The sequence below is a fragment of the Streptomyces sp. STAM6 genome, assembly GCF_054963715.1.
Genome location: NZ_JBUEFZ010000005.1, coordinates 275682 through 297918, shown reverse-complemented (window position 1 = coordinate 297918; position 22237 = coordinate 275682). Strand labels below are relative to the sequence as shown.

Below are 22237 nucleotides of genomic sequence, written 5' to 3'. Positions count from 1 at the left end.
GTACTGCGCGGTTGCAGCGGGGTCTTACGGGCGACGGAGGGCGTCGGCCGCCGCGGTGGCGGCGGGACCGGCGGCCAGCTCGGTCTCCAGGAGCTGCTTGCCGAGGAGCTCCGGATCGGGCAGCTCCATCGGGTACTCGCCGTCGAAGCAGGCACGGCACAGCTTCGGCTTGTCGATGGTCGTGGCCTCGATCATGCCGTCGATCGAGATGTACGAGAGCGAGTCGGCGCCGAGCGACTTGCCGATCTCCTCGACCGTCATGCCGTTGGCGATCAGCTCGGCGCGGGTGGCGAAGTCGATGCCGAAGAAGCAGGGCCACTTCACCGGCGGGGACGAGATCCGGATGTGGACCTCGGCGGCGCCCGCCTCCCGGAGCATCCGGACCAGGGCGCGCTGGGTGTTGCCGCGGACGATCGAGTCGTCGACGACCACCAGGCGCTTGCCCTTGATGACCTCCCGGAGCGGGTTCAGCTTCAGGCGGATACCCAGCTGGCGGATGGTCTGCGACGGCTGGATGAAGGTCCGGCCCACGTACGCGTTCTTGACCAGGCCCGCGCCGAAGGGAATGCCACTGGCCTCCGCGTAACCGATCGCGGCGGGCGTGCCGGACTCGGGCGTGGCTATGACGAGGTCGGCCTCGACCGGGGCTTCCTTGGCCAGTTTGCGCCCCATCTCCACCCGGGAGAGGTACACGTTCCGGCCGGCGATGTCGGTGTCCGGACGGGCCAGGTACACGTACTCGAAGACACAGCCCTTGGGCTTCGCTTCCGCGAATCGGGACGTGCGCAGACCGTTCTCGTCGATCGCGATGAGCTCACCCGGCTCGATCTCGCGGACGAAGCTCGCGCCGCAGATGTCCAGGGCGGCGGACTCGGAGGCCACCACCCAGCCGCGCTCCAGACGGCCCAGGACGAGCGGGCGGATGCCCTGCGGGTCGCGGGCGGCGTAGAGGGTGTGCTCGTCCATGAAGACGAGGGAGAAGGCGCCCCGCACGTCCGGCAGGACCTTGGCGGCGGCGTCCTCGACGGTCAGCGGCTTGCCGTCGTCGTCCGTCTGGCCCGCGAGGAGCGCGGTGACCAGGTCGGTGTCGTTGGTGGCCGCCACCTGCGTGGCCCGGCCGTTCTCCTTGGGGAGGTCGGCGACCATCTCGGCGAGCTCGGCCGTGTTGACCAGGTTGCCGTTGTGGCCGAGCGCGATCGAACCGTGGGCAGTCGCCCGGAACGTCGGCTGCGCGTTCTCCCACACGGAGGCTCCGGTGGTCGAGTAGCGGGCGTGACCGACCGCGATATGACCTTGGAGAGAACCGAGAGAAGTCTCGTCGAAGACCTGGGAAACCAGGCCCATGTCCTTGAAGACGAGGATCTGGGAGCCGTTGCTGACCGCGATTCCCGCGGATTCCTGACCCCGGTGTTGGAGGGCGTAGAGCCCGAAGTAAGTGAGCTTTGCGACCTCTTCACCCGGGGCCCAGACACCGAAGACGCCACAAGCGTCCTGGGGGCCTTTCTCGCCGGGAAGCAGATCGTGATTGAGTCGACCGTCACCACGTGGCACGCCACCGAGTGTAGGCGAGATCGACCACTGGTCCGAATTGGGGATACGCCCGCGGCCCGGCGCGAACACCGCATTTCCCAGGGCCACCCCCGCTGACCAGGGGACTTTTCCAGGCGCGGCGACGCGCCGGGTGTGACGGACCTCGCAGTGCGCGCCCGCCTACTTGTCGGCCGCGCGCGCCGCGAAGCCCGTGCCGCCGGCGGCGGTGACCGAAAGGCTGCGGTGGTCGATCTTGTACGTGACCTTGCCCTTCAGCGCCTCGAGCAGGGCCCGCTCGACCTCCATCTGCGGCCCGGCGCACAGCATGCGGGTGCTGGTGACGCGGCCGAACGTGAGCGTGGAACCGTCCTTCTTCGCGGTCGTGCTGAACCGGTTGCAGCCGAGGTTGCCATGCACCCGGCCGTCCTTCTCGAACACCATGTGGGCCTTGCCCTCGGCGCCGGCCGGCAGCGAGGTCGCGGTCTCGCCGGAGAGCAGCGACTCGACCGTCCACTTCGTCCCGACGAGCGGGGCCGGAGGCTGCTCCGTCAGCTGGATCGAGTCGCCGTCGGCGGTGGTGAGGGTGAGCCGGCCGTCCGCCAGCTCGGCCTTGAGCTTGCCCTCGAACGCCGACTTCAGGCTGTTCTCGAAACCCTGGACCGGCTCCTTGCAGGCCATCTCGGTCATCCCCGCGTCGCTGACGGTGATCGTGTCCCCCTCGACGGAGGCCTTGGCGTTGAAGTGGTTGCAGCCGAAGTTGCCCCTGGCCATGCCCGTGGAGTCGATCCGGACATGGGCGCCGGCCGGTGCGGCGCTCTTCTTGCCGTCGACGGTGACGCTGTCGACGGACCAGTGGACTCCGGTGACCGGCAGATCGGTGGCCACCGAACCGCCGCCGTCGCCCGCCCCGGCTCCGGTCTCGGAGCCGCAGGCGGCGAGGAGGAGGAGCGAGGCCAGGGTCGCGGCCGCGGTGAAGTGCTGTTTCCTCATCGTCTGCATGCCACTGGGACGGGCGGAACACGCTTCCGGTTCCGGTGGCCTCCGGGAAGGGCTCGGTTCTCCCCCGGGGCGCCTGTTGCCGGTGTCGACGGTCGACCGTGCCCGGATCACCCGCCGGGTGGGCGTCGTGCCCTGTGCCTCGGCCCGGGACCGGGCGCCGTTGCCCTGTGGCTCAGCCCAGGACCGGGAGCACGGCAGAGAGGTCCGCGCGGTCGCCGCCGGCGCTCACCTGGGCCGCGGCCACGGCGGTGGCCCAGCTCTCGCGGCCGGTGGCGAGGCGGATCCAGGTGAGCGGGTCCGTCTCGACGACGTTGGGCGGGGTGCCACGGGTGTGCCTGGGGCCTTCGACGCACTGCACCACGGCGTACGGCGGGACGCGGACCTCCACCGAGCCACCGGGGGCCTTCACGGCGAGCGCGTCGGCGAGCAGCCGGGTGCAGGCGGCCAGGGCCTGGCGGTCGTACGGGATGCCGAGCCCGGTCGCGTCGTTGAGGTCGTCGGTGTGGACGATCAGTTCCACGGTGCGGGTGACCAGGAAGTCGTCGAGTCGCATCCCGCCGAACCGGGTGGCGATGAGCCGGTCGTCCGGGGCCCCGGGCAGCAGGGTGGCGATACCCGCCTCGGTGCGCGCGTACAGCTCGCCGAGCTCCGTTCCGGCGGCGATCGCCCGGGTGTCCTCGTCGACCCGCTCCGAGGCGGTGACGGTGGCGAACGGCCAGTCCAGCAGGGCCAGCTCCCGGCGGGCGGGCGCGGGTCCCTCCAGGCCGCGCACGACACTGCCGAGCGCCGTCGTGAGGTGCGCGGCCAGCTCCCGGACCGTCCAGTCCCCGAGCCGGGTCGGCAGGCCGAGTTGTTCGTGGGTGAGCGTGAGGACAGCCTTGCCGACGTGGTCGAACTGCGCGAGCACGCTCGCTCGGATCCTGGCGGAGTCGTAACTGCGCGTGCGTCTGCGGGCCGTTGCCATGGGGGCGAGGTTAATCGACTCACGCGTGGCAGGGGGCGCCGAAGGGGCCGACGATGGGAGGGAGGGGGCACCACCGGCAGGAAAGGTGTGGAACACCATGGCTGAACACCCGGACAGTGCCCTGGTGCGCCAGGGCTACGAAGCGTTCACGCGGGGCGACATGGACACCCTCGCGTCGCTGTTCACGGCGGACTGTACCCACCATTCGCCGGGATCGAGCCAACTCTCCGGGCACCACAAGGGCCGGGACAACGTCATGGCCCATTACGCCAGGCTCTTCGAGCTGACCGGCGGCACCTTCCGGGTGGAGCTGCAGGGCATCTTCCCGGACGGCCGCGGGCACGTGATGTCCGTCCACAAGTGGCACGGCGACAAGGGTGACCGGGGCATAGAGATGAGAGGCGGGCTCTTCTTCACGATCGTCGGCGGCAAGGTCTCCGACATCGACGAGTGTGTCGAGGACATCGACGAGGCGGACGCCTTCTGGGGCATGGCCGATTAGGGCGTGTTTCGCAAGTCCTGTCTGGCCCGTACGGCCCGTCCTGCGCCGCTCTGCTCACCCGCGAGGGAGCAGAGCGGTGTCCGTGGTGCCCGTGGTGAAGGTGTCGTTCGTGGTGAAGGTGTCGCCGCCGGCCGGGACACCGATGTCGCGCCACAGGAACGGCAGCCCCTTGGCCGTTCGCATGTCCGGGCCGTCCATGAGCTGGAAGTGCACGTGCGGCTCCGAGGAGTTGCCGGAGTTGCCGCAGTCGGCCAGCCGCTGTCCCGCGGCCACCCGGTCGCCCGTACGCACCCTCAGGGAGCCGCGCTTGACGTGGGCGTACATCGCGTACGTACCGTCACCGAGGTCCAGCACGAGGTGGTTGCCGGTGATCCACCGCGTCCCGGCGAGGGAACGGACCGTCGACTCGAACACCAGCATGTAGATCAGCCCGGCGAGGGAGTTGCGGCTCAGGTGGTCGCGCTGGCCGTCCTCGGCGTGCACCACCGTCGCGTCGGCGACGGCGAGCAGCGGGGCGCCGAAGGCGGGGAAGGCCTCGGGGCGCCGGACGAGCGGCCACAGCCAGGCGAAGCCGGGTCGGGGGCGCTCCCCGGACTCGGCCACGATGTCGATGGCGTAGGTCTGCCCGAGCTCGTGGGTGCCGTGGCTGGGCACCCGGTCGGCGGGGCTGTTCAGCGCGGACCAGGTGCCGGTCACGGGCGGCTCGACCTCGGTCGTGGGCCCGGCCTTGGCGGCCGCCTCGGCGATCCCGCGGTCCTCGCCCTTGCGCAGTACGGCACCGAGGGCGACGGCCGCGACGGCGGGCAGCCAGCCGAGCCAGTAGTTGTACGGCAGGTCGACGAAGGCCGAGACGACGGCCTGGGCGATGAAGACGGCCCAGAGCAGACGGACGAGTATCGCGGCGAACTTGTGTACGGACATGCTTTTCCCCCTTGGCTTGCTTACGGTCGGGCCGCGGACAGCGTCACGAGCAGGGGCACGACCCGTCCGGGCGGGACCTCGTACCGGCCGCGCCCGGCGGTGTGCAGCCAGCCCGCGCCGGTCAGTTGGCGCAGGTGGTGGTAGATCTGGCCGGTCGTGCCGAGGTCCGCCAGGTCGGCCAGTTCGGCGGCCGTGCGCCGGCCGCCGACGATCTCCCGCAGGAGCCGGAGCCGGACCGGGTGGCCGAGCGCCGCGAACGAATCGGCGGCCTCGGACCAGTCCTCCTCCAGCTGCCCGTCCGCGAGCGCGCCGTACTGCCACTCGTACTGCTCTCCCGTGGGCAGCCGCACGGCTCCGGTAAACAGCACGCCACCGTCCGCCGCGCCGGCCTCCGCGAGCCGCGCCTTGAGCCCTTCCAGGGCCCAGAAATCCCCCGCGGCCACCGGCGGCGCGGCACGGTCCGCGCTCTCCAGCGCCTCCATACGCCGCTCCAGGGCGGCGACGCGTTCCTCCAGCTCCATGACTGAAATATTACGTAACTACGTAATGATGACGCAAGTCGGTCCGGAGACGACGGAGCCCCCGTCGGGACCAGGTCCCGACGGGGGCTCCGAACCACGGAACGTCAGACGAGCAGACCGGGGATGGTCTCCTCGTGCGCCGTGCGCAGCTCGCTCAGCGCGATGCCGAACTGGCCCTGCACGACGACCTCGTCGCCGTCCACGACACCGACACGGGTCGCGGGCAGCCCGCGCGCCCCGCACATGTCGGTGAAGCGGAGCTCCTCGCTGCGCGGGACGGCCACGACCGCCCGGCCGGCCGACTCGCTGAACAGGAAGGTGAAGGCGTCCAGACCGTCCGGGACGACGAGCCGCGCGCCCTTGCCGCCACGCAGGCACGACTCGACGACCGCCTGGATCACACCGCCGTCCGACAGGTCGTGCGCGGCGTCGATCATGCCGTCGCGGGAGGCGGAGATCAGGATCTCGCCCAGCAGCTTCTCCCGGTCCAGGTCGACGGCCGGCGGCAGACCGCCGAGGTGGCCGTGGACGACCTCGGACCAGGCCGAGCCGCCGAACTCCTCCTTGGTGTCACCCAGCAGGTAGAGGAGCTGGCCCTCTTCCGCGAAGGCGATCGGCGTCCGGCGGTTGACGTCGTCGATCACACCGAGCACCGCGACGACGGGCGTCGGGTGGATCGCCACGTCCCCGGTCTGGTTGTAGAGCGACACATTGCCGCCGGTCACCGGCGTACCGAGCTGCTGGCAGCCGTCCGCGAGACCACGCGTGGCCTCCGCGAACTGCCACATGACGGCCGGGTCCTCGGGCGAGCCGAAGTTCAGGCAGTCGGAGATGGCCAGCGGCTTGGCACCGGAGGCGGCGACGTTGCGGTACGCCTCCGCGAGCGCCAGCTGAGCGCCCGTGTACGGGTCGAGCTTGGCGTACCGGCCGTTGCCGTCGGTGGCGATCGCGACGCCGAGGTTGGTCTCCTCGTCGATGCGGATCATGCCCGCGTCCTCGGGCTGGGCGAGGACCGTGTTGCCCTGCACGAACCGGTCGTACTGGTCCGTGACCCATGCCTTGGAGGCCTGGTTCGGGTGCGCGACCAGCTTCAGGACCTGCTCGCGCAGCTCGTCCGCGCTCTGCGGGCGGGGCAGCTTGCCCGCGTCGTCGGCCTGGAGCGCGTCCTGCCACTCCGGGCGCTCGTAGGGCCGGTGGTAGGTCGGGCCCTCGTGGGCGACCGTGCCCGGAGGCACGTCCACGATCAGCTCGCCGTGCCAGAAGATCTCCAGGTGGTCGCCGTCCGTGACCTCACCGATGACGGTGGCGGTGACGTCCCACTTCTCGCAGATCTCCATGAAGCGGTCGACGTGCTGCGGCTCGACGATCGCGCACATGCGCTCCTGCGACTCGCTCATGAGGATCTCCTCGGGCGAGAGCGTCGCGTCGCGCAGCGGCACGGTGTCCAGCTCGACGCGCATACCGCCGGAGCCGGCGGAGGCGAGCTCGCTGGTCGCGCAGGACAGGCCCGCGCCACCGAGGTCCTGGATGCCCGCGACGAGCTTCTCCTTGAAGATCTCAAGGGTGCACTCGATCAGGAGCTTCTCCTGGAACGGGTCACCGACCTGGACGGCGGGCCGCTTGGTCGGCTTGCTGTCGTCGAAGGTCTCGGACGCGAGGACCGAGACGCCGCCGATGCCGTCGCCGCCGGTGCGGGCGCCGTACAGGATGACCTTGTTGCCGGGGCCGGAGGCCTTGGCGAGGTGGATGTCCTCGTGCTTCATCACGCCGATGCAGCCGGCGTTGACCAGCGGGTTGCCCTGGTAGCAGGAGTCGAAGACGACCTCGCCGCCGATGTTCGGCAGGCCCAGGCAGTTGCCGTAGCCGCCGATGCCCGCGACGACGCCCGGCAGGACGCGCTTGGTGTCGGGGTGGTCGGCCGCGCCGAAGCGCAGCGGGTCCACGACGGCGACCGGGCGGGCGCCCATGGCGAGGATGTCGCGGACGATGCCGCCGACGCCCGTGGCCGCGCCCTGGTAGGGCTCGATGTACGACGGGTGGTTGTGCGACTCGACCTTGAAGGTGACCGCGTATCCCTGACCGACGTCGACGACGCCGGCGTTCTCACCGATGCCGACCAGCAGCGCGTCGTTCTCGGGGGCCTTCTCGCCGAACTGCTTCAGGTGGATCTTGCTGCTCTTGTACGAGCAGTGCTCGGACCACATGACGGAGTACATGGCGAGCTCGGCGCCGGTCGGGCGGCGGCCGAGGATCTCGCGGATGCGCTCGTACTCGTCCTGCTTGAGGCCGAGCTCGGCCCACGGCTGCTCGACGTCCGGCGTCTCGGTTGCGTGCTTGACGGTGTCCAGGGTCATGCGGCGACCAGCTTCTTGATGATCGAGGTGAAGAATCCGAGGCCGTCGGTGCCCCCGGTGCCGACGAGCGGCTCCACGGCGTGCTCGGGGTGCGGCATCAGGCCGACGACATTGCCGGCGGCGTTGGTGATGCCGGCGATGTCCCGCAGCGAGCCGTTGGGGTTGATGTCCAGGTAGCGGAAGGCGACCCGGCCCTCGGCCTCCAGCTCGTCGAGCGTGCGCTCGTCGGCGACGTACCGGCCGTCCATGTTCTTGAGCGGGACGGAGATCTCCTGGCCCTGCTCGTAGTCGGCGGTCCAGGCCGTCGCGCCGTTCTCCACCCGCAGCTTCTGCTCCCGGCAGATGAAGTGCAGATGGTTGTTCTGCAGCATCGCGCCGGGCAGCAGGTGGGCCTCGGTGAGGATCTGGAAGCCGTTGCAGATGCCGAGGACCGGCATGCCGGCCCTGGCCTGGTCGATGATCGTCCCCATCACCGGCGAGAAGCGGGAGATGGCCCCGGCGCGCAGGTAGTCGCCGTAGGAGAAGCCGCCCGCGAGGACGACCGCGTCGACCTGCTTGAGGTCCTTGTCGCGGTGCCACAGCGAGACGGGCTCGGCGCCCGCGAGCCGGACGGCCCGCAGCGCGTCCCGGTCGTCGAGTGTGCCGGGGAAGGTGACGACTCCAATGCGAGCGGTCACGACTCCACCTTTACGACGAAGTCCTCGATGACGGTGTTAGCGAGGAAGGTTTCGGCCATCTCGTGGATGCGGGCGAGGGCGGCGTCATCGACCGGCCCCTCCACCTCCAGCTCGAAGCGCTTTCCCTGACGGACGTCCGCGATCCCCTCGAAGCCGAGGCGGGGCAGTGCGCGCTGCACCGCCTGTCCCTGCGGGTCGAGGATCTCCGGCTTGAGCATGACGTCGACTACGACGCGTGCCACTGGCACTCCCGGTGGTGTGTTGCGTGGGCGGTTCCCTCAGCGTACCTGTCTCCAAATTCTACGCGGGTAGACATCTGGAGGACCCTCCAAATGCCCGCCGGAAGGGCGACCGCGACCGGCGCGGAAAATCCCGGAAAAGAATCCGCCCGGCCATTGCCGCCGGACACGCGGATGCAATTGGCTGGGCTTCACAATGCGATGCCTTCCGCTGTACAAAGGAATACGAGGAAAGCAGCATTGCCCCTCAGTAGCCCAGAAGTCGGTATCGCCGCATGTCAACCGTGTGACCACCACACGAAGGACACGGCAACACCGCGGGAAAGGACCGATATCCGTGGCGCAGCGCGTAGTGGTCACTCTCTTCGACGACATCGACGGCGGAGAAGCGGCGGAAACGGTCACGTTCGGCCTGGACGGGAAGTCGTACGAGATCGACCTGAATCCCGCCAATGCAAAGAAACTGCGCAAGGCTCTCGCCCCGTACATGGCGGCCGGCCGGAGCAAGCGCGCCGGTGCGGAGAAGCCCCGCGCGGCGTACCGGCACACCGCCCTCGCACCCGACCCGGCGGCCGTCCGCGCCTGGGCGCAGTCCAACAAGATGGACGTGCCGGCCCGGGGGCGGATCCCCAAGCGGGTCTACGAGGCGTTCCGCGAGGCGAGCTGAACCGGCCCGCCGGCACCGCGACCACACCGCCCGGCACCCGCCCCGGCACCGCGCCGCCACCGGCCGGACCGCCGGGACCACCCCGCCCGCGGTCACTCGAGTTGCGCAGCACCCCGGGTGATCCGCTAGAGTCTGGATCACGCCGAGGGGCGAGGCCGCAAGGCCCCGAACCAAGCAGCGTGCGGGTGTAGTTCAGTAGCAGAACATCCCCCTTCCAGGGGGAAGGCGCAGTGTGCAATTCCTGTCACCCGCTCTGCATCGCGTACCGAGCACTCCGGTGCATCAGGTACAGTGGTGTTCGCACCGCCCGGTGAAAGCCGAGCGGCAGCAATGCGGACGTGGCTCAGTTGGTAGAGCATCACCTTGCCAAGGTGAGGGTCGCGAGTTCGAATCTCGTCGTCCGCTCAGAGCACGAAGGCCCTGGTCATCACGACCAGGGCCTTCGTCGTGTCCGCCGACGCTCCGGATGTCCGCCGGCCGCCGGCCCGCCGATGACATTTGTCATCAGCGGTGGTGACAGCGCGCACTGCCCGCGCCCGCCGTCCGGCGGAAGCCTGGAGACATGACCAGCGATGAGTACGTGATCGAGGCCGACGGGGTCCGGCGCAGTTACGCCGGTGGCTTCGAGGCCGTTTCGGGAATCTCCTTCTCCGTGTCCCAGGGCGAGATCTTCGCCCTGCTCGGGACGAACGGCGCCGGCAAGACCTCCACCGTGGAGCTGCTGGAGGGCCTGGCCCTCCCCAGCGGCGGCACGGTGCGGGTGCTCGGCCACGACCCCTACCGGGAACGGTCCGCCGTACGGCCCAGGATCGGCGTGATGCTCCAGGAGGGCGGCTTCCCCTCCGACCTGACGGTCGCCGAGACCGTACGGATGTGGGCCGGCTGCACCAGCGGCGCCCGGCCGACCGGTGAGGCCCTGGAGATGGTCGGGCTCGGCGGCCGGACCGGCGTCCGCGTCAAGCAGCTGTCCGGCGGCGAGAAGCGCCGGCTCGACCTGGCACTCGCCCTGCTGGGACGGCCCGAGGTGCTGTTCCTCGACGAGCCGTCCACCGGGCTCGACGCGGAGGGGCGCCGCGACACCTGGGATTTGGTGCGCGCACTGCGCGACACCGGCACCACCGTGCTGCTGACCACGCACTACCTGGAGGAGGCCGAGGCGCTCGCCGACCGGCTGGCGATCATGCACCAGGGGCGCATCGTGGCGGCCGGAACCCCGGCCGAGGTGACGGCCTCGCGGCCGTCCCGCATCCGCTTCGTCCTCCCGGAGGGCGTGCGGGCCGGGCAGCTCCCGCTGTCGCTGCGGGCCGCCGAGAGCGGCCGGCGGGTCGAGATCCGCACCCACGAGCTGCAGGACGCCCTGGGCGAGCTGCTGCGGTGGGCCGACGAGACCGGCGTACGGCTGGAAGGGCTCGACGCCCGGTCGGCCTCTCTCGAAGAGGCCTTCCTCGACATCGCGCAGTCGGACGCGCGGAACACGGCGAGCACGGAAACGGCGGGTGTGTGACATGACCACGATGACGGAGCGGCTGACCGCGCTGGGGCGGGCCGAACTCACCCTGCTCGTGCGGAACAGGTACGCACTCTTCACCGCCCTGCTCATGCCGCTGCTCATGGTCGGCGCGATCCGGTCGACGCTCGATCAGGTCGGCTACGACGAGAGCGGGATGAACGCCGTCGAGGCGTCGGTGAGCGGCGGCATCGGCATGGTGCTGATCCTCGTCGTGTACCTGAACCTCGTCTCGGCCTACGTGACCCGCCGCGAGGAACTGGTCCTCAAGCGCCTGCGCACCGGAGAGGCCTCGGACCGGGAGATCCTCGCCGGAACGGCGCTGCCCGCGGTCGTGCTCGCCGTCGCGCAGTGCGCGCTGATGGTGGTGGCCGGAGTGGCGTTCCTCGGCGTCGGTGCGCCGGAACGGCCCGAACTACTCGTCGGCGGCATGTTGTTGGGCATCGTGATGCTGGCGGGGCTGGCCGCCGTGACGGCCGCGGTCACCCGGACCACGGAGAGCGCCCAGCTCACGACGATGCCGCTGTTCCTCGTCTCGGCGATGGGTTCCGGGCTGTTCGTACCGCTGGAGACGTTCCCCGACACGATCGCGTCCGTGCTGGAACTCCTCCCGCTCAGCGGGGTGATGACGCTCGTCCGGGCCGGCTGGCTCGGGGGCGCCGACACCAAGGAGGTGGTGGGCGCCGCGCTCACCGCGCTGGCCTGGACACTGATCTCGGTGTTTGCTGTGCAGCGGTGGTTCCGCTGGGAGCCGCGGCGCTGAGGGTGCAGGGGGACGGGGGAACAGGGCATGGCGAGGCTGACCGGGTGGTGGAGCCGCCGCAGCAATCCGGAGAAGGTCGAGCTCTACACCCGCTGGTCGTACCACGCGCTCGCGCTGGGCGAGGTCGGCGCGATCGGAGTCGGCCCGCTCTCGGGGCCCAACCGGATGCTCGGCGGCTGGCTCTTCCTGGCGGCCTGCGCCCACGCGGTGCTCACCGGTGTGCTGGCCTCCCGCGCCCTGGACTGGGTCACGGGGCGGCGGGCCCGGCCGGACCGGCTCATCGCCGCGGAGATCCTGCTGACCGTCGTCACGGCGGTCACCGTCCTCGCGCTGCGCCGCTTCCGGGTCCTCACCGACGTGTCGGACACCGCGTCGCTGGCCGTCGGCGTCGTCTCCTTCGCCATCGGCGGGCTGGTGCTCTGCCTGCCCAAGGTCCGGCACATGCTCTGTCTCGTCCTCGGTTCGGTGGCGGGCATCGCGGTCGCCTGCCTCGCGGTCGGGCTGCCGGCACGCGAGGCCCCCGGCTTCGGGCTCGGTGTCCTCCTCGGAGGCTTCGCGCTTGCCTTCACCAGCGGTTTCTCCGGCTGGCTGCTGAAGTCGGTGTGGGAGCTGGACGAGGCTCGCCAGTTGCAGACCCGGCTCGCGGTCGCGGAGGAACGCCTCCGCTTCGGCCGTGACCTGCACGACGTGATGGGCCGCAACCTCTCGGTCATCGCCCTCAAGAGCGAACTCGCCGTGCAGCTGGCACGGCGCGGGCTCACCGACCAGGCGGTGGAGCAGATGGCCGAGGTCCAGCACATCGCGCAGGAGTCCCAGCGCGAGGTGCGCGACGTGGTGCGCGGCTACCGGGAGGCGGACCTGCACACCGAACTGGAAGGGGCCCGGGGCGTATTGGCGGCGGCCGGCATCCGCTGCGTCGTCGACTCCTCCGAGCCGGTGCTTCCGCCGCGGGTGCAGTCGGCGCTCGGGTGGGTGGTCCGGGAGGCCACGACGAACGTGCTCCGGCACGGGGACGCGCGCCGCTGCACCGTATCGGTGACGGTGACGGACGGGAGTGCGGTGCTGATCGTGGAGAACGACGGCGCGGGGACGGGCACGGTGAACGGCGTCGGAGGTGCCGGGTCCGGCCTGGCGGGACTGCGGGAACGGCTCGCGGCACTGGACGGCACCCTGGAGGCCGGCCCGGCCGAAGGGGAGCGTTTCCGGCTGACGGCCCGCATCCCCGTGGGCGAGGCCGGCACCGCGGAAGACCCCGCCCCGGCCGGGGCGGGGTCGGGCGCCGACGCCGGGAGCGGGGCCGCGACGGCCGCCGGGCCCCGCGCCGGATCGGGAAGGGCGGCGGAGGCGATATGACCGGGCAGGACTCGACCGTGCGCGTACTCCTCGCCGACGACGAGCACCTGATCCGCGGAGCGCTCGCCGCGCTCCTCGGCCTGGAGGACGATCTCGTGGTCGTCGCCGAGGCGGGCTCCGGCCCCGAGGCCCTCGCCATGGCACGGGCGCACCGGCCCGATGTCGCGGTGCTGGATCTGCAGATGCCGGGCGCCGACGGTGTGAAGGTCGCCACAACCCTGCGGGCGGAACTGCCCGGCTGCCGGACCATGATCGTGACAAGTCACGGCCGGCCCGGACACCTCAAGCGCGCCCTCGCGGCGGGGGTGCGGGGCTTCGTCCCGAAGACCGTCAGCGCCCAGCGGCTCGCCGAGATCATCCGTACCGTCCATGCCGGGAACCGCTATGTGGACCCCGAGTTGGCCGCCGACGCGATCTCCGCCGGCGACTCGCCGCTGACCGCGCGGGAGGCCGAGGTACTGGAGCTGGCCGCGGACGGCGCGCCCGTCGTGGAGATCGCCGAGCGGGCCTCCCTGTCCCAGGGGACGGTCCGCAACTATCTGTCGTCCGCCGTCTCGAAGCTGGGTGCGGAGAACCGTCACGCGGCAGTGCGTCTCGCACGCGAGCGAGGTTGGGTATAGTGGGTTCCGCGCTACGGCGCATGCGGACGTGGCTCAGTTGGTAGAGCATCACCTTGCCAAGGTGAGGGTCGCGAGTTCGAATCTCGTCGTCCGCTCAAGAAGAGGAAGCCCCCGGCCGGTCGGCCGGGGGCTTCTTCGTGTCCCCGTCGTGTCCGCCTACTGCCAGCTCTTGCCCGTCAGCAGCTCGTACGCCTCCAGATACTTGGCGCGGGTGGCCTCCACGACGTGCTGCGGCAGCGGGGGCGGCGGCTGCTCGCTCCTGCGGTCCCAGCCGGACTCCGGGGAGGTCAGCCAGTCCCGTACGAACTGCTTGTCGTACGACGGCTGGGCGTGGCCCGGCTCCCAGGACGCGGCGGGCCAGAAGCGGGACGAGTCCGGCGTCAGCACCTCGTCCGCCAGCACCAGGTCGTCGCCGTCGAAGCCGAACTCGAACTTGGTGTCCGCGAGGATGATGCCCCGGTCGCGGGCGATGTCACGGGCCCGGCTGTACACGGCGAGCGTCGCCTGGCGGAGATGGGCGGCGGTCTCCGCGCCGACCTGCCGGGCCACCTCCTCGTACGACACGTTCTCGTCGTGGTCGCCGACGGCCGCCTTGGTGGCCGGGGTGAAGATCGGCGCCGGCAGTTCGGAGCCGTCGGTCAGGCCCTCGGGGAGGGCGAGGCCGCACACCGTGCGCGACGCGTTGTACTCCACCAGGCCGGAGCCGGTCAGATAGCCGCGGGCCACGCACTCGACCGGGACCATCCGCAGGGACTTGCAGATCAGGGTGCGGCCCGCCCAGTCCGCGGGCGCGCCGGCCGGCAGCTCCGTGGAGACGACGTGGTTCCTGGCCAGGTCGGACAGCCGGTCGAACCACCACAGAGAGAGCTGGGTGAGGACCCGGCCCTTGTCCGGGATCTCGGTCGGCAGGACCCAGTCGTACGCGGAAATGCGGTCGCTGGCGACCATCACGAGGTCGCCCGCCTCGTTCCGGTACAGGTCGCGCACCTTGCCGGTGTGCAGATGCACCAGGCCCGGGACCTGAAGCGGTTCGGGCTTTTCGACGAATCCGGACACGGTTCCTCCCCGTGGTTCTGTCCAATCGCATCCGATTCTCCCGCATGCGGAGGACCGCGCTCGGCCAGGGGTCTTCCACCGGCTCGGAGGGTCGCGCGGGCCGGGGCTCAGGTGCTGTCTAGTCCCGTTTGCAGATGCGGTCCAGCAGGTTGGCCGTGGCGCGCTGGATCCGGAGGTCGACATGACCCGGCCGGTCCAGGGCGGGCGACCAGGCGAAGGTGCCGGAGGCGAAGACGAGGGCGCCGGAGGGGGCGCGGTAGAGCGACGTCTCCTGGTGTCGTGTGCTGCCCTCGCCGTCCCGGTAGGGCGAGTGGGCGAGCAGGATGCGGCCCTGGTGCTCCGGCAGGGCGGTCCGCGGGAAGTACCGGTCGGCCTCGCCCGCGACCAGGCCCGGCAGCTCGTCGCCGTCGCCGGCGCCCGTGGCCTCCCACAGCCAGTGGTCGGCGTTCCGCACGACCATCGGATGCGGCTCGGGGACCCGGCCCGCGTACTGGATGCCGAGCAGTTGCTGCTCGGAGCGGTCCGCCTCCCGCCACAGCGCGGACTTGCCCGGACCGCGGCGCTTGCGGCACGTCAGGAGCCGGTCCGGCACCCCGGAGGGCGACGGCGCGAGCTCGACCTGCCAGTACATGGTGTTGGCGGACAGGAAGACGAGGGACGTGCCGTGGTCGCGGGCGAGCTCGACCGTACGGCGCATGGGCACCGACCAGTACTCGTCGTGGCCGGGGAAGACCATGCCCCGGTACCGGGTCGGGTCGATGCGGCCGGCGTGCAGATCACGCGCGTCGGCGTAGGCCAGGTCGTAGCCGTACCGCTCGGCCCAGCGGATGAAGTCGTAGGCGTGGCCCACGTGCAGCGGCAGTCCCGCGCCCGCGTAGGGGCGGTCGAAGGAGACGGTGGTGGCCGCCCCGGACTCACCGAGCAGCCGGCCCTCCTCGTCCCAGGCGTGGTAGAGACTGGCGCCGGTCCGGCCGTCCTCCGGGTAGAGGTTGTACGCCTGCCAGGTGATGTCCGGGAGCAGCAGGAGCAGGTCGGCGGGGTGGCTGTCGCGGACCGTGAACGGGATGTGCGAGCGATAGCCGTCGACGGTGGTGAGGACCGCGACGTACGCCCCGATCGACCAGTACGACGGAACCTGCAGCCGCCAGGAGAGCCACCAGTGGTGGCACGACACGGTGCGGTCGGCCGTCAGCGGGGGCGGCTGGACGATGCCGGAGAGGCGCGGGCTCGTGGTGATCTTCGCGGCGCCGTCGCCCGCGTAGTGCCCGATCCGGTAGATGTCGACGGAGAACTGCTGCGGCGGGTCCACGGTGATGTGGAAGTCGATCGCCTCACCGGGCGTGACGGCACTGGCGGAGGCGAAGCCCTTGATCTGGCGGTGCACGTCGTCGGCGGCGCGAGGGGCACCCGGGCACGCGGGGCGTGCCCGGGCCGGGGCGCCGCCGATGCCGAGGTGGTCCAGGGCCTGATCGGCGTACCAGGCGACGACCTGGCCGGTGTCTCCGAAGTACTGCTCGCTGCCGCGCAGCCAGGGCAACGGGCCCTGGCCGAACGGATCGGTGACGGCATGGGCGAGGGCCCCCGATTCCCACCGCCGGATCTGTTCCGCCCCCATGCTGCCCCTCCCTCGATTCCCCCGCTGATGCAGTTCTCTGAGTCAACCGGTTCACAGCACATCACATAACGCACCCGGACCGTTACCGTTCGTCGTGAATCCATAAGAACGGAGCGTCGCGTTCCGGAAGAGGCGCGCCGTTTTCCCGGCCTCCCCCCGCCCTCGGGCCCCGTCACACGAGGCGAACGGGCTTCTCGGGGCGTACGCCGACGGTGGCCAGCCACGAGCGCAGCGGCTCCGGGTCGGCCTCCTCGATGAGCGTCAGGACCCGCGCGGCCAGGTCCGGGCGGCGCTCGCCCCCCACGAGGAGCGTAGGGCCGTCGAGCCAGTCCAGCCCGGGAGCGGCACCGGCGGTGTCCACAGCGGCGCAGCACACCATGGCCGTGACGTGGTCGGCGAGCAGCTCGCGACCCGTGCGCGGCGGCTGCAGCGGAAACAGCGGCACCTGGTCCGTCCCGGCCCAGACGCCGGCCGGACCGGCGGGGACGGCGGAAACAGCGGGGACGGCGGAGGCGGCAGGGGTGGGAGGCCGCGGCAGGGGAGCCGGGCCCGGGACCGTGCCCGGAGCCGGGGCGCCCGGGGCGCCCGGGGCGGGAGCCGGGCGGAGCGTGCCGTCGTCGTCGACCGTGGGGGCGGGAGCCGGGCGCAGCGCGTCGTCGTCGACCGTGGCGGCCGGGGCGCCGGGGGCGGCGTGTCCGCCGGGCACCGCGGTCGTCCCGGCGGGGCCGGCCGCCGCGGACTCCTCACGGGCCACTTCCGCGGTGATCGCCGCCGCGAGCGTCTCGCCGCTCCGGCCGGCCAGATGGTCCATCACACGGGCCAGCGTCGGCCCTTCCGCGGCCTCGTCCGCCGCCTCGCCCCGCCGGCCCAGCCCGTCGAGGACCCGGTGGAGCCGCGCCGCCTCCGTGCGCCACTTCCGGTCGACGACCTCCTCCGGATACTGCTGCCAGTCGACCGGCGCCCAGCCGGGGCCCGGTTCGGCCGGACCGCCGTGGAAGAGGCGGGCGGCCAACAGCGAGGCGGCCTCGTCGACCAGCCCGGGCTCTTCGAGGAGATCGCACGCGGGCCGCTCGCCCAGCCGGGAGGCGAAGCCCTCGGCGAGCCGGTCGCGCCGCGACAGCTCGGTGAGCGCGGAGACCACACCCGCGTCGAGCCGGGAGGGCCAGCGGCCCATCCGCCACGCGGGCAGCGCCACCCGGGTCAGCAGCCGGTCCCATCCGGCGTACGCCAGCCCGACCTGCTCCTGGGCGACGATCCGCAGGCCGTAATCCACAGCCTGTGCACGCTCGGACGCGGCGGCCGCGACACCCCGCTCCATCTCGGCGGCGTGCACCCGGCAGCCGCGCAGCAGCACCCGCACGGCCACGCCCACGCCCCGCGCGCCCATGCGCCGCACGGGGTCGAGCCCGGGGCGGGCCGCCGCCGCCACCGCCGCGTCCAGGCCACGCACGAAGCGGCGGGCGGCGGCTATGTCCGGGTGGGCGGACGGTCCCGTACCCGCGACGACCGGCGCGAGCACCGCGCGCAGCTCGCCCACCCGCATCCACCACAGGAAGGGCGAGCCGATGACCAGTACGGGCGGCGTGCCACGACGGTGGCCGCCCGGGGTGCCGTGCGCCCGGTGCGTACGGTCCTCGAGCCAGCTGTCGCAGTCGGGCGTCAGCGCTATCGCCGAGGGCGCCGGCACGTCCATCCGCCCCGCCAGGTCCTGGACCATCCGGTACAGATCCGGGGCGGACGCCGGAGTCAGCTCGACGGTGGGCGTCAGCGCCGGCCTGGCCCGCGCGATGACGGTCGCCACCGCCGCGGCGGCGAGCAGCACGACCACGGCGCACACGGCCGCCACCCAGCGCGCGGCGTCCCAGCCGGGGCCGGACAGCCGGCCCGTCACGCCACCCACGAGAAGCACCACGGCGACGGCCGCCGGAAGCAGCGCGAGCGCCAGCCCCCGGCTGCGCACCCGCAGCACCGCGAGGGCGCGGGCACGCGCGGCATGCGCGCCCCTCTCCTCACCCATACCGGAACCGGAATCGGACACGGCCGTACGTCACCCCCTCCTGCCCTGCGGCGGATGCCCCTCGGCGGTGTTGGTCACTCCCCCACTGTGGCACCCGCCACTGACATCGCAATGCCGGTGGGCCAAGTGCCGGAATGCCTGCGCGGCACCCTAGTTGGGGCGTCGGCAGGCGTCATCCGGATGGCTCAGCCGTCACTCGATGGAATGGCTTTGGGCAAAGGTGCAGACGGTTCAGGGGCGGGCGGGGTTCACTCCCCGGCCGCCTGGCGGGCGATGTCCGTACGGTGCTGGGAGCCGTCCAGGCGGATCCGCGCCACCGCGGCGTACGCCCGCTCGCGGGCCTGCGCCAGGGTCTCGCCGGTCGCGGTGACCGAGAGGACGCGGCCACCGGCGCTGACAATCGCGTCGCCCTGCTTCTTGGTACCGGCGTGCAGGACGTACGCGTGCGGCGCGTCCTGTGCCGCGACCTCGTCCAGGCCCTCGATCGGGTCACCGGTGCGGGGCGTGCCGGGGTAGTTGTGCGAGGCGACGACCACGGTGACGGCGGCCTCGTCGCGCCAGTTGAGCGGCGGCTCGGCGTCGAGCGTGCCGTTGGCGGCGTGCAGCAGGACGCCGGCCAGCGGCGTCTTGAGGCGGGCGAGCACGACCTGGGTCTCGGGGTCGCCGAACCGGGCGTTGAACTCGATGACCCGCACACCGCGGCCGGTGATCGCGAGCCCGGCGTACAGCAGCCCGGAGAACGGAGTGCCACGGCGGCGCAGTTCGTCGACGGTCGGCTGGAGGACGGTCGCCATGACCTCGTCGACCAGCTTGGGGTCCGCCCACGGGAGCGGCGAGTAGGCACCCATGCCCCCGGTGTTGGGGCCCTCGTCGTCGTCGAGCGCCCGCTTGAAGTCCTGGGCGGGCGACAGCGGCAGGACGGTCGTCCCGTCGGTGATCGCGAAGAGGGAGACCTCGGGGCCGTCCAGGTACTCCTCGATGACCACCCGGTCGCAGGCGAGCGCGTGGGCGCGGGCCTGCTCGATGTCGCCGGTGACCACGACGCCCTTGCCGGCCGCGAGGCCGTCGTCCTTGACGACGTACGGAGCGCCGAACGCGGCGAGCGCCGCGTCGATCTCCTCCGGCGTGGTGCAGACGTAGCTGCGGGCCGTGGGGACACCGGCGGCGGCCATCACGTCCTTCGCGAACGCCTTGGAGCCCTCCAGCTGAGCGGCTTCCTTGGACGGGCCGAAGCAGGGGATGCCGGCGGCGCGTACGGCGTCGGCGACGCCGGCGACGAGCGGCGCCTCCGGGCCGACGACGACCAGGTCGGCTTCCAGGTCACCGGCCAGGCCGGCCACGGCGGCGCCGTCGAGGGCGTCCACCGGGTGCAGCTCGGCGACCTCCGCGATTCCGGCGTTGCCGGGCGCGCAGTGCAGAGCGGTGACGTCGGGATCGAGAGAGAGGGAGCGGCACAGGGCGTGTTCGCGGGCGCCGCCGCCGATGACGAGGACCTTCACGGCAGCCAGGGTAGCCCGCTGGGCGGAGTGCCCCTTGTGCGGGCCGCCGAGCCGCGCCCCGCTACTCGTTCGTATATTCCTCCACCACGGTGGCCCCGAGCTCCCGGACGATCAGCTCATGACCGGAGAGCGCCGAGTCCACGAGGTCCGGGTCGTCGTCCTCCGGCATGTCGTCCTCGGGCGCCACGGGCCGGGGCGCGGCGGGGCGGTCGGCCGGCGGGGCGGACGCGGGGGAAGACGCGGAGGCCTGCGGAGCGGCGTGCTGCGGGGGCTGGGAGGCGGCGGGCCCGCGGCCGGCCGTGGGCGGCGGGCCCTGCGGGGCGGAAGCGGGCACGGACGGTGCCGGGCCCTGACCCTGCTGCGGACGGCCGCCGTAGCCGCCGCCACCGCCGTGTCCCCCACCGCCGCCGAAGCCGCCGGAGGCGGGCGGAGGAGTGGCACCGCCCGACGGGTCGATGATCGCCTCGATCTTCCACTGGACGTTGAACTGCTCCGCCAGTGCCTGCCTCAGCACGTCCTCGCTGCCGCTGCTCGCGAAGTTGTCCCGGGCTCCCGCGTTGAGGAAGCCGAGTTGCAGGGTGGTGCCGTCGAACCCGGCCACCTGGGCGTTCTGGCTCAGGAGGATCCACGTGAAACGTCGGCGGTTCTTGACCGCCTCCAGGATCTGCGGCCACATGTTCCGCACCTGGACGGCGCCCTGGGCCATGCCCGGCGCGGGCCCGGCGGGAGCCGCGGCAGTCGCAGGCGCCTGGGCCGCCGGCGCCGGTTCCTGGGGCTGCGGCGCGGACGGCGCCGGGGAGGGCCCGGAGCCGGGTGCCGAAGCGGTCGGCCAGCCGCCGGGACGCCGCTCGGCGCCGCCCTGGGAGCCGGGCGCCGCGGCGGAGGGCCAGGCGCCGGGCCGGTTCGCGGCGGGCGCCGGGGACTGGGGCGAGGGCGCCGGGGACGGCTCCGGGGCAGCCGGGGCAGGCGCGGGGGCAGGAGCGGGTTCCTGAGCGACCGCGGCGGCCGGCGCCGGCGCGGGCGGCTGGGCCCCCGGTCCGGGAGCGGCCCCCGGACCCCGTACCGCCGCACGGGCCGCGGCGGGTCCACCGCCCGGCCCTGCGGGCGCGGGCTGGACATGGGCCTCGGGCCCGGGAACGTACCCCATGGCCGGGCCCGGACCGCCGGCCTGGAAGGAGACGGCGGGCTGCGCCGCGGCGCCCCGCTCCAGCCGGTCCAGCCGGGCCAGTAGCGAACGCTCGTCGTCGAAGGCGGCGGGCAGCAGCACGCGCGCGCAGATCAGCTCCAGCTGGAGCCGCGGCGAGGTCGCGCCGCGCATCTCCGTCAGACCGGTGTTCACCAGGTCCGCCGCGCGGCTGAGCTCGGCCGCGCCGAAGACCGACGCCTGTGCCTGCATCCGCTCGATCACATCGGCGGGAGCGTCGATGAGCCCCTTGTCGGCGGCGTCCGGCACGGCGGCGAGGATCACCAGGTCCCGCAGCCGCTCCAGCAGATCGGCGACGAACCGCCGCGGGTCGTTGCCGCCCTCGACGACCCGGTCGACGACCTCGAACGCCGCCGCACCGTCACCGGCCGCGAAGGCGTCCACCACGGCGTCGAGCAGCGACCCGTCGGTGTACCCGAGCAGCGCCGTGGCCATGGCGTATGTCACACCGTCGGCGGCGGCTCCGGCCAGCAACTGGTCCATGACGGACATCGAGTCACGCACCGAACCGGCCCCGGCCCGCACGACGAGCGGCAGCACGCCCTCCTCGACGGGGATCTGCTCCTTGCCGCAGACCTCCGCGAGGTAGTCCCGCAGCGTCCCGGGCGGCACCAGCCGGAAGGGATAGTGGTGCGTACGCGACCGGATCGTGCCGATGACCTTTTCGGGCTCGGTCGTCGCGAAGATGAACTTGAGGTGCTCCGGCGGCTCCTCGACCACCTTCAGCAGGGCGTTGAAGCCCGCCGAGGTGACCATGTGCGCCTCGTCGATGATGTAGATCTTGTACCGGCTGCTCGCCGGGCCGAAGAAGGCCTTCTCGCGCAGGTCACGGGCGTCGTCCACACCCCCGTGAGAAGCCGCGTCGATCTCGATGACGTCGATCGATCCCGGCCCGTTCCTGGCGAGGTCCCGGCACGACCGGCACTCCCCGCAGGGAGTCGGCGTGGGACCTTGCTCACAGTTCAGACAGCGGGCCAGGATGCGGGCGCTGGTCGTCTTTCCACAGCCGCGGGGCCCGCTGAACAGGTACGCGTGGTTGACCCGGTTGTTCCGCAGGGCCTGCTGCAGCGGGTCGGTTACATGCTCCTGCCCGATGACCTCGGCGAAGGACTCGGGGCGATAGCGGCGGTACAGCGCAAGGGACGACACGCTTACGACGATATCGGGCCGCACCGACAACCGGCCCTGCCCGAGCGACCTGCCCCGGCCCTGGCCGAGCGACCTGCCCC

At 72.2% G+C, this 22237-nt stretch carries 19 protein-coding genes and 3 tRNA genes; 9 read left to right on the top strand and 13 right to left on the bottom strand.

What is annotated here, in order from left to right; all coding sequences use genetic code 11:
• Positions 1–24: 24 nt before the first annotated feature.
• The 3 genes from purF to ACY34K_RS10025 all read right to left on the bottom strand — a co-directional run bounded on the left by purF (position 25) and on the right by ACY34K_RS10025 (position 3493).
• Entirely contained in the window at positions 25–1551 is a 1527-nt protein-coding gene (purF, locus tag ACY34K_RS10035) for an amidophosphoribosyltransferase (RefSeq protein WP_462745787.1), read from the bottom strand.
• Between the two features lie 159 nt (positions 1552–1710).
• Positions 1711–2520, bottom strand: a complete 810-nt coding sequence (locus tag ACY34K_RS10030) for an META domain-containing protein (RefSeq protein WP_462745786.1) — start codon at positions 2518–2520, stop codon at positions 1711–1713.
• Positions 2521–2701: 181 nt separating this feature from the next.
• Positions 2702–3493, bottom strand: a complete 792-nt coding sequence (locus ACY34K_RS10025) for a maleylpyruvate isomerase family mycothiol-dependent enzyme (protein WP_462745785.1) — start codon at positions 3491–3493, stop codon at positions 2702–2704.
• Between the two features lie 97 nt (positions 3494–3590).
• Here ACY34K_RS10025 and ACY34K_RS10020 point away from each other — a divergent pair, with 97 nt between their 5' ends.
• A complete protein-coding gene (locus ACY34K_RS10020) occupies positions 3591–3995 on the top strand; it encodes a nuclear transport factor 2 family protein (RefSeq protein WP_462745784.1) in 405 nt (134 codons plus the stop codon).
• A gap of 54 nt (positions 3996–4049) precedes the next feature.
• Here the strand turns inward: ACY34K_RS10020 and ACY34K_RS10015 are convergent, their stop codons facing one another.
• From ACY34K_RS10015 to purS, 5 genes are all read right to left on the bottom strand, one after another.
• On the bottom strand, positions 4050–4916 hold the full coding sequence (locus ACY34K_RS10015; protein ID WP_462745783.1) for a M23 family metallopeptidase: 867 nt from the start codon (positions 4914–4916) through the stop codon (positions 4050–4052).
• 20 nt (positions 4917–4936) lie between these two features.
• Entirely contained in the window at positions 4937–5437 is a 501-nt protein-coding gene (locus ACY34K_RS10010) for a helix-turn-helix domain-containing protein (RefSeq protein WP_462745782.1), read from the bottom strand.
• 104 nt (positions 5438–5541) lie between these two features.
• Positions 5542–7791, bottom strand: a complete 2250-nt coding sequence (gene purL / locus ACY34K_RS10005) for a phosphoribosylformylglycinamidine synthase subunit PurL (protein ID WP_462745781.1) — start codon at positions 7789–7791, stop codon at positions 5542–5544.
• Complete coding sequence (purQ, locus tag ACY34K_RS10000) at positions 7788–8468, bottom strand: phosphoribosylformylglycinamidine synthase subunit PurQ (RefSeq protein WP_462745780.1); 681 nt, start codon at positions 8466–8468, stop codon at positions 7788–7790. Before purQ ends, purL begins: the two co-directional genes overlap by 4 nt.
• Positions 8465–8710 (bottom strand): phosphoribosylformylglycinamidine synthase subunit PurS, encoded by a 246-nt coding sequence (gene purS, locus ACY34K_RS09995; RefSeq protein ID WP_266379892.1) that lies wholly within the window; start codon positions 8708–8710, stop codon positions 8465–8467. The genes purQ and purS overlap by 4 nt, the downstream gene beginning before the upstream one ends.
• A 334-nt stretch (positions 8711–9044) precedes the next feature.
• Here purS and ACY34K_RS09990 point away from each other — a divergent pair, with 334 nt between their 5' ends.
• The 8 genes from ACY34K_RS09990 (at position 9045) to ACY34K_RS09955 (ending at position 13712) form a co-directional block, all read left to right on the top strand.
• Positions 9045–9374 (top strand): histone-like nucleoid-structuring protein Lsr2, encoded by a 330-nt coding sequence (locus ACY34K_RS09990; protein WP_462745778.1) that lies wholly within the window; start codon positions 9045–9047, stop codon positions 9372–9374.
• Between the two features lie 181 nt (positions 9375–9555).
• Positions 9556–9627, top strand: a tRNA-Gly gene (locus tag ACY34K_RS09985).
• Between the two features lie 79 nt (positions 9628–9706).
• Positions 9707–9779 (top strand) — tRNA-Gly (locus ACY34K_RS09980).
• 157 nt (positions 9780–9936) lie between these two features.
• Positions 9937–10878, top strand: coding sequence for an ABC transporter ATP-binding protein (locus ACY34K_RS09975; RefSeq protein WP_462745777.1), 942 nt, complete (start codon positions 9937–9939; stop codon positions 10876–10878).
• A gap of 1 nt (position 10879) precedes the next feature.
• Positions 10880–11644: an ABC transporter permease gene (locus ACY34K_RS09970; protein WP_462745776.1), complete on the top strand. Its 765-nt coding sequence runs from the start codon at positions 10880–10882 to the stop codon at positions 11642–11644.
• A gap of 27 nt (positions 11645–11671) precedes the next feature.
• Complete coding sequence (locus ACY34K_RS09965) at positions 11672–12997, top strand: sensor histidine kinase (RefSeq protein ID WP_462745775.1); 1326 nt, start codon at positions 11672–11674, stop codon at positions 12995–12997.
• Positions 12994–13617, top strand: a complete 624-nt coding sequence (locus tag ACY34K_RS09960; RefSeq protein WP_462745773.1) for a response regulator — start codon at positions 12994–12996, stop codon at positions 13615–13617. Before ACY34K_RS09965 ends, ACY34K_RS09960 begins: the two co-directional genes overlap by 4 nt.
• 22 nt (positions 13618–13639) lie before the next feature.
• A tRNA-Gly gene (locus tag ACY34K_RS09955) sits at positions 13640–13712 on the top strand.
• 61 nt (positions 13713–13773) lie between these two features.
• Here ACY34K_RS09955 and ACY34K_RS09950 read toward each other — a convergent pair.
• The 5 genes from ACY34K_RS09950 to ACY34K_RS09930 all read right to left on the bottom strand — a co-directional run bounded on the left by ACY34K_RS09950 (position 13774) and on the right by ACY34K_RS09930 (position 22157).
• On the bottom strand, positions 13774–14673 hold the full coding sequence (locus tag ACY34K_RS09950; protein ID WP_462745772.1) for a phosphoribosylaminoimidazolesuccinocarboxamide synthase: 900 nt from the start codon (positions 14671–14673) through the stop codon (positions 13774–13776).
• A 118-nt stretch (positions 14674–14791) separates the two neighbouring features.
• Positions 14792–16288: a N,N-dimethylformamidase beta subunit family domain-containing protein gene (locus ACY34K_RS09945; RefSeq protein ID WP_462745771.1), complete on the bottom strand. Its 1497-nt coding sequence runs from the start codon at positions 16286–16288 to the stop codon at positions 14792–14794.
• 172 nt (positions 16289–16460) lie between these two features.
• Positions 16461–18305 carry a M48 family metalloprotease gene (locus ACY34K_RS09940; RefSeq protein WP_462745770.1) on the bottom strand — a complete coding sequence of 615 codons (1845 nt, stop codon included), beginning with the start codon at positions 18303–18305 and terminating at the stop codon, positions 16461–16463.
• Between the two features lie 248 nt (positions 18306–18553).
• Positions 18554–19804, bottom strand: coding sequence for a phosphoribosylamine--glycine ligase (purD, locus tag ACY34K_RS09935; protein ID WP_462745769.1), 1251 nt, complete (start codon positions 19802–19804; stop codon positions 18554–18556).
• A 61-nt stretch (positions 19805–19865) separates the two neighbouring features.
• Positions 19866–22157: a DNA polymerase III subunit gamma and tau gene (locus tag ACY34K_RS09930; protein WP_462745768.1), complete on the bottom strand. Its 2292-nt coding sequence runs from the start codon at positions 22155–22157 to the stop codon at positions 19866–19868.
• Positions 22158–22237: the final 80 nt, after the last annotated feature.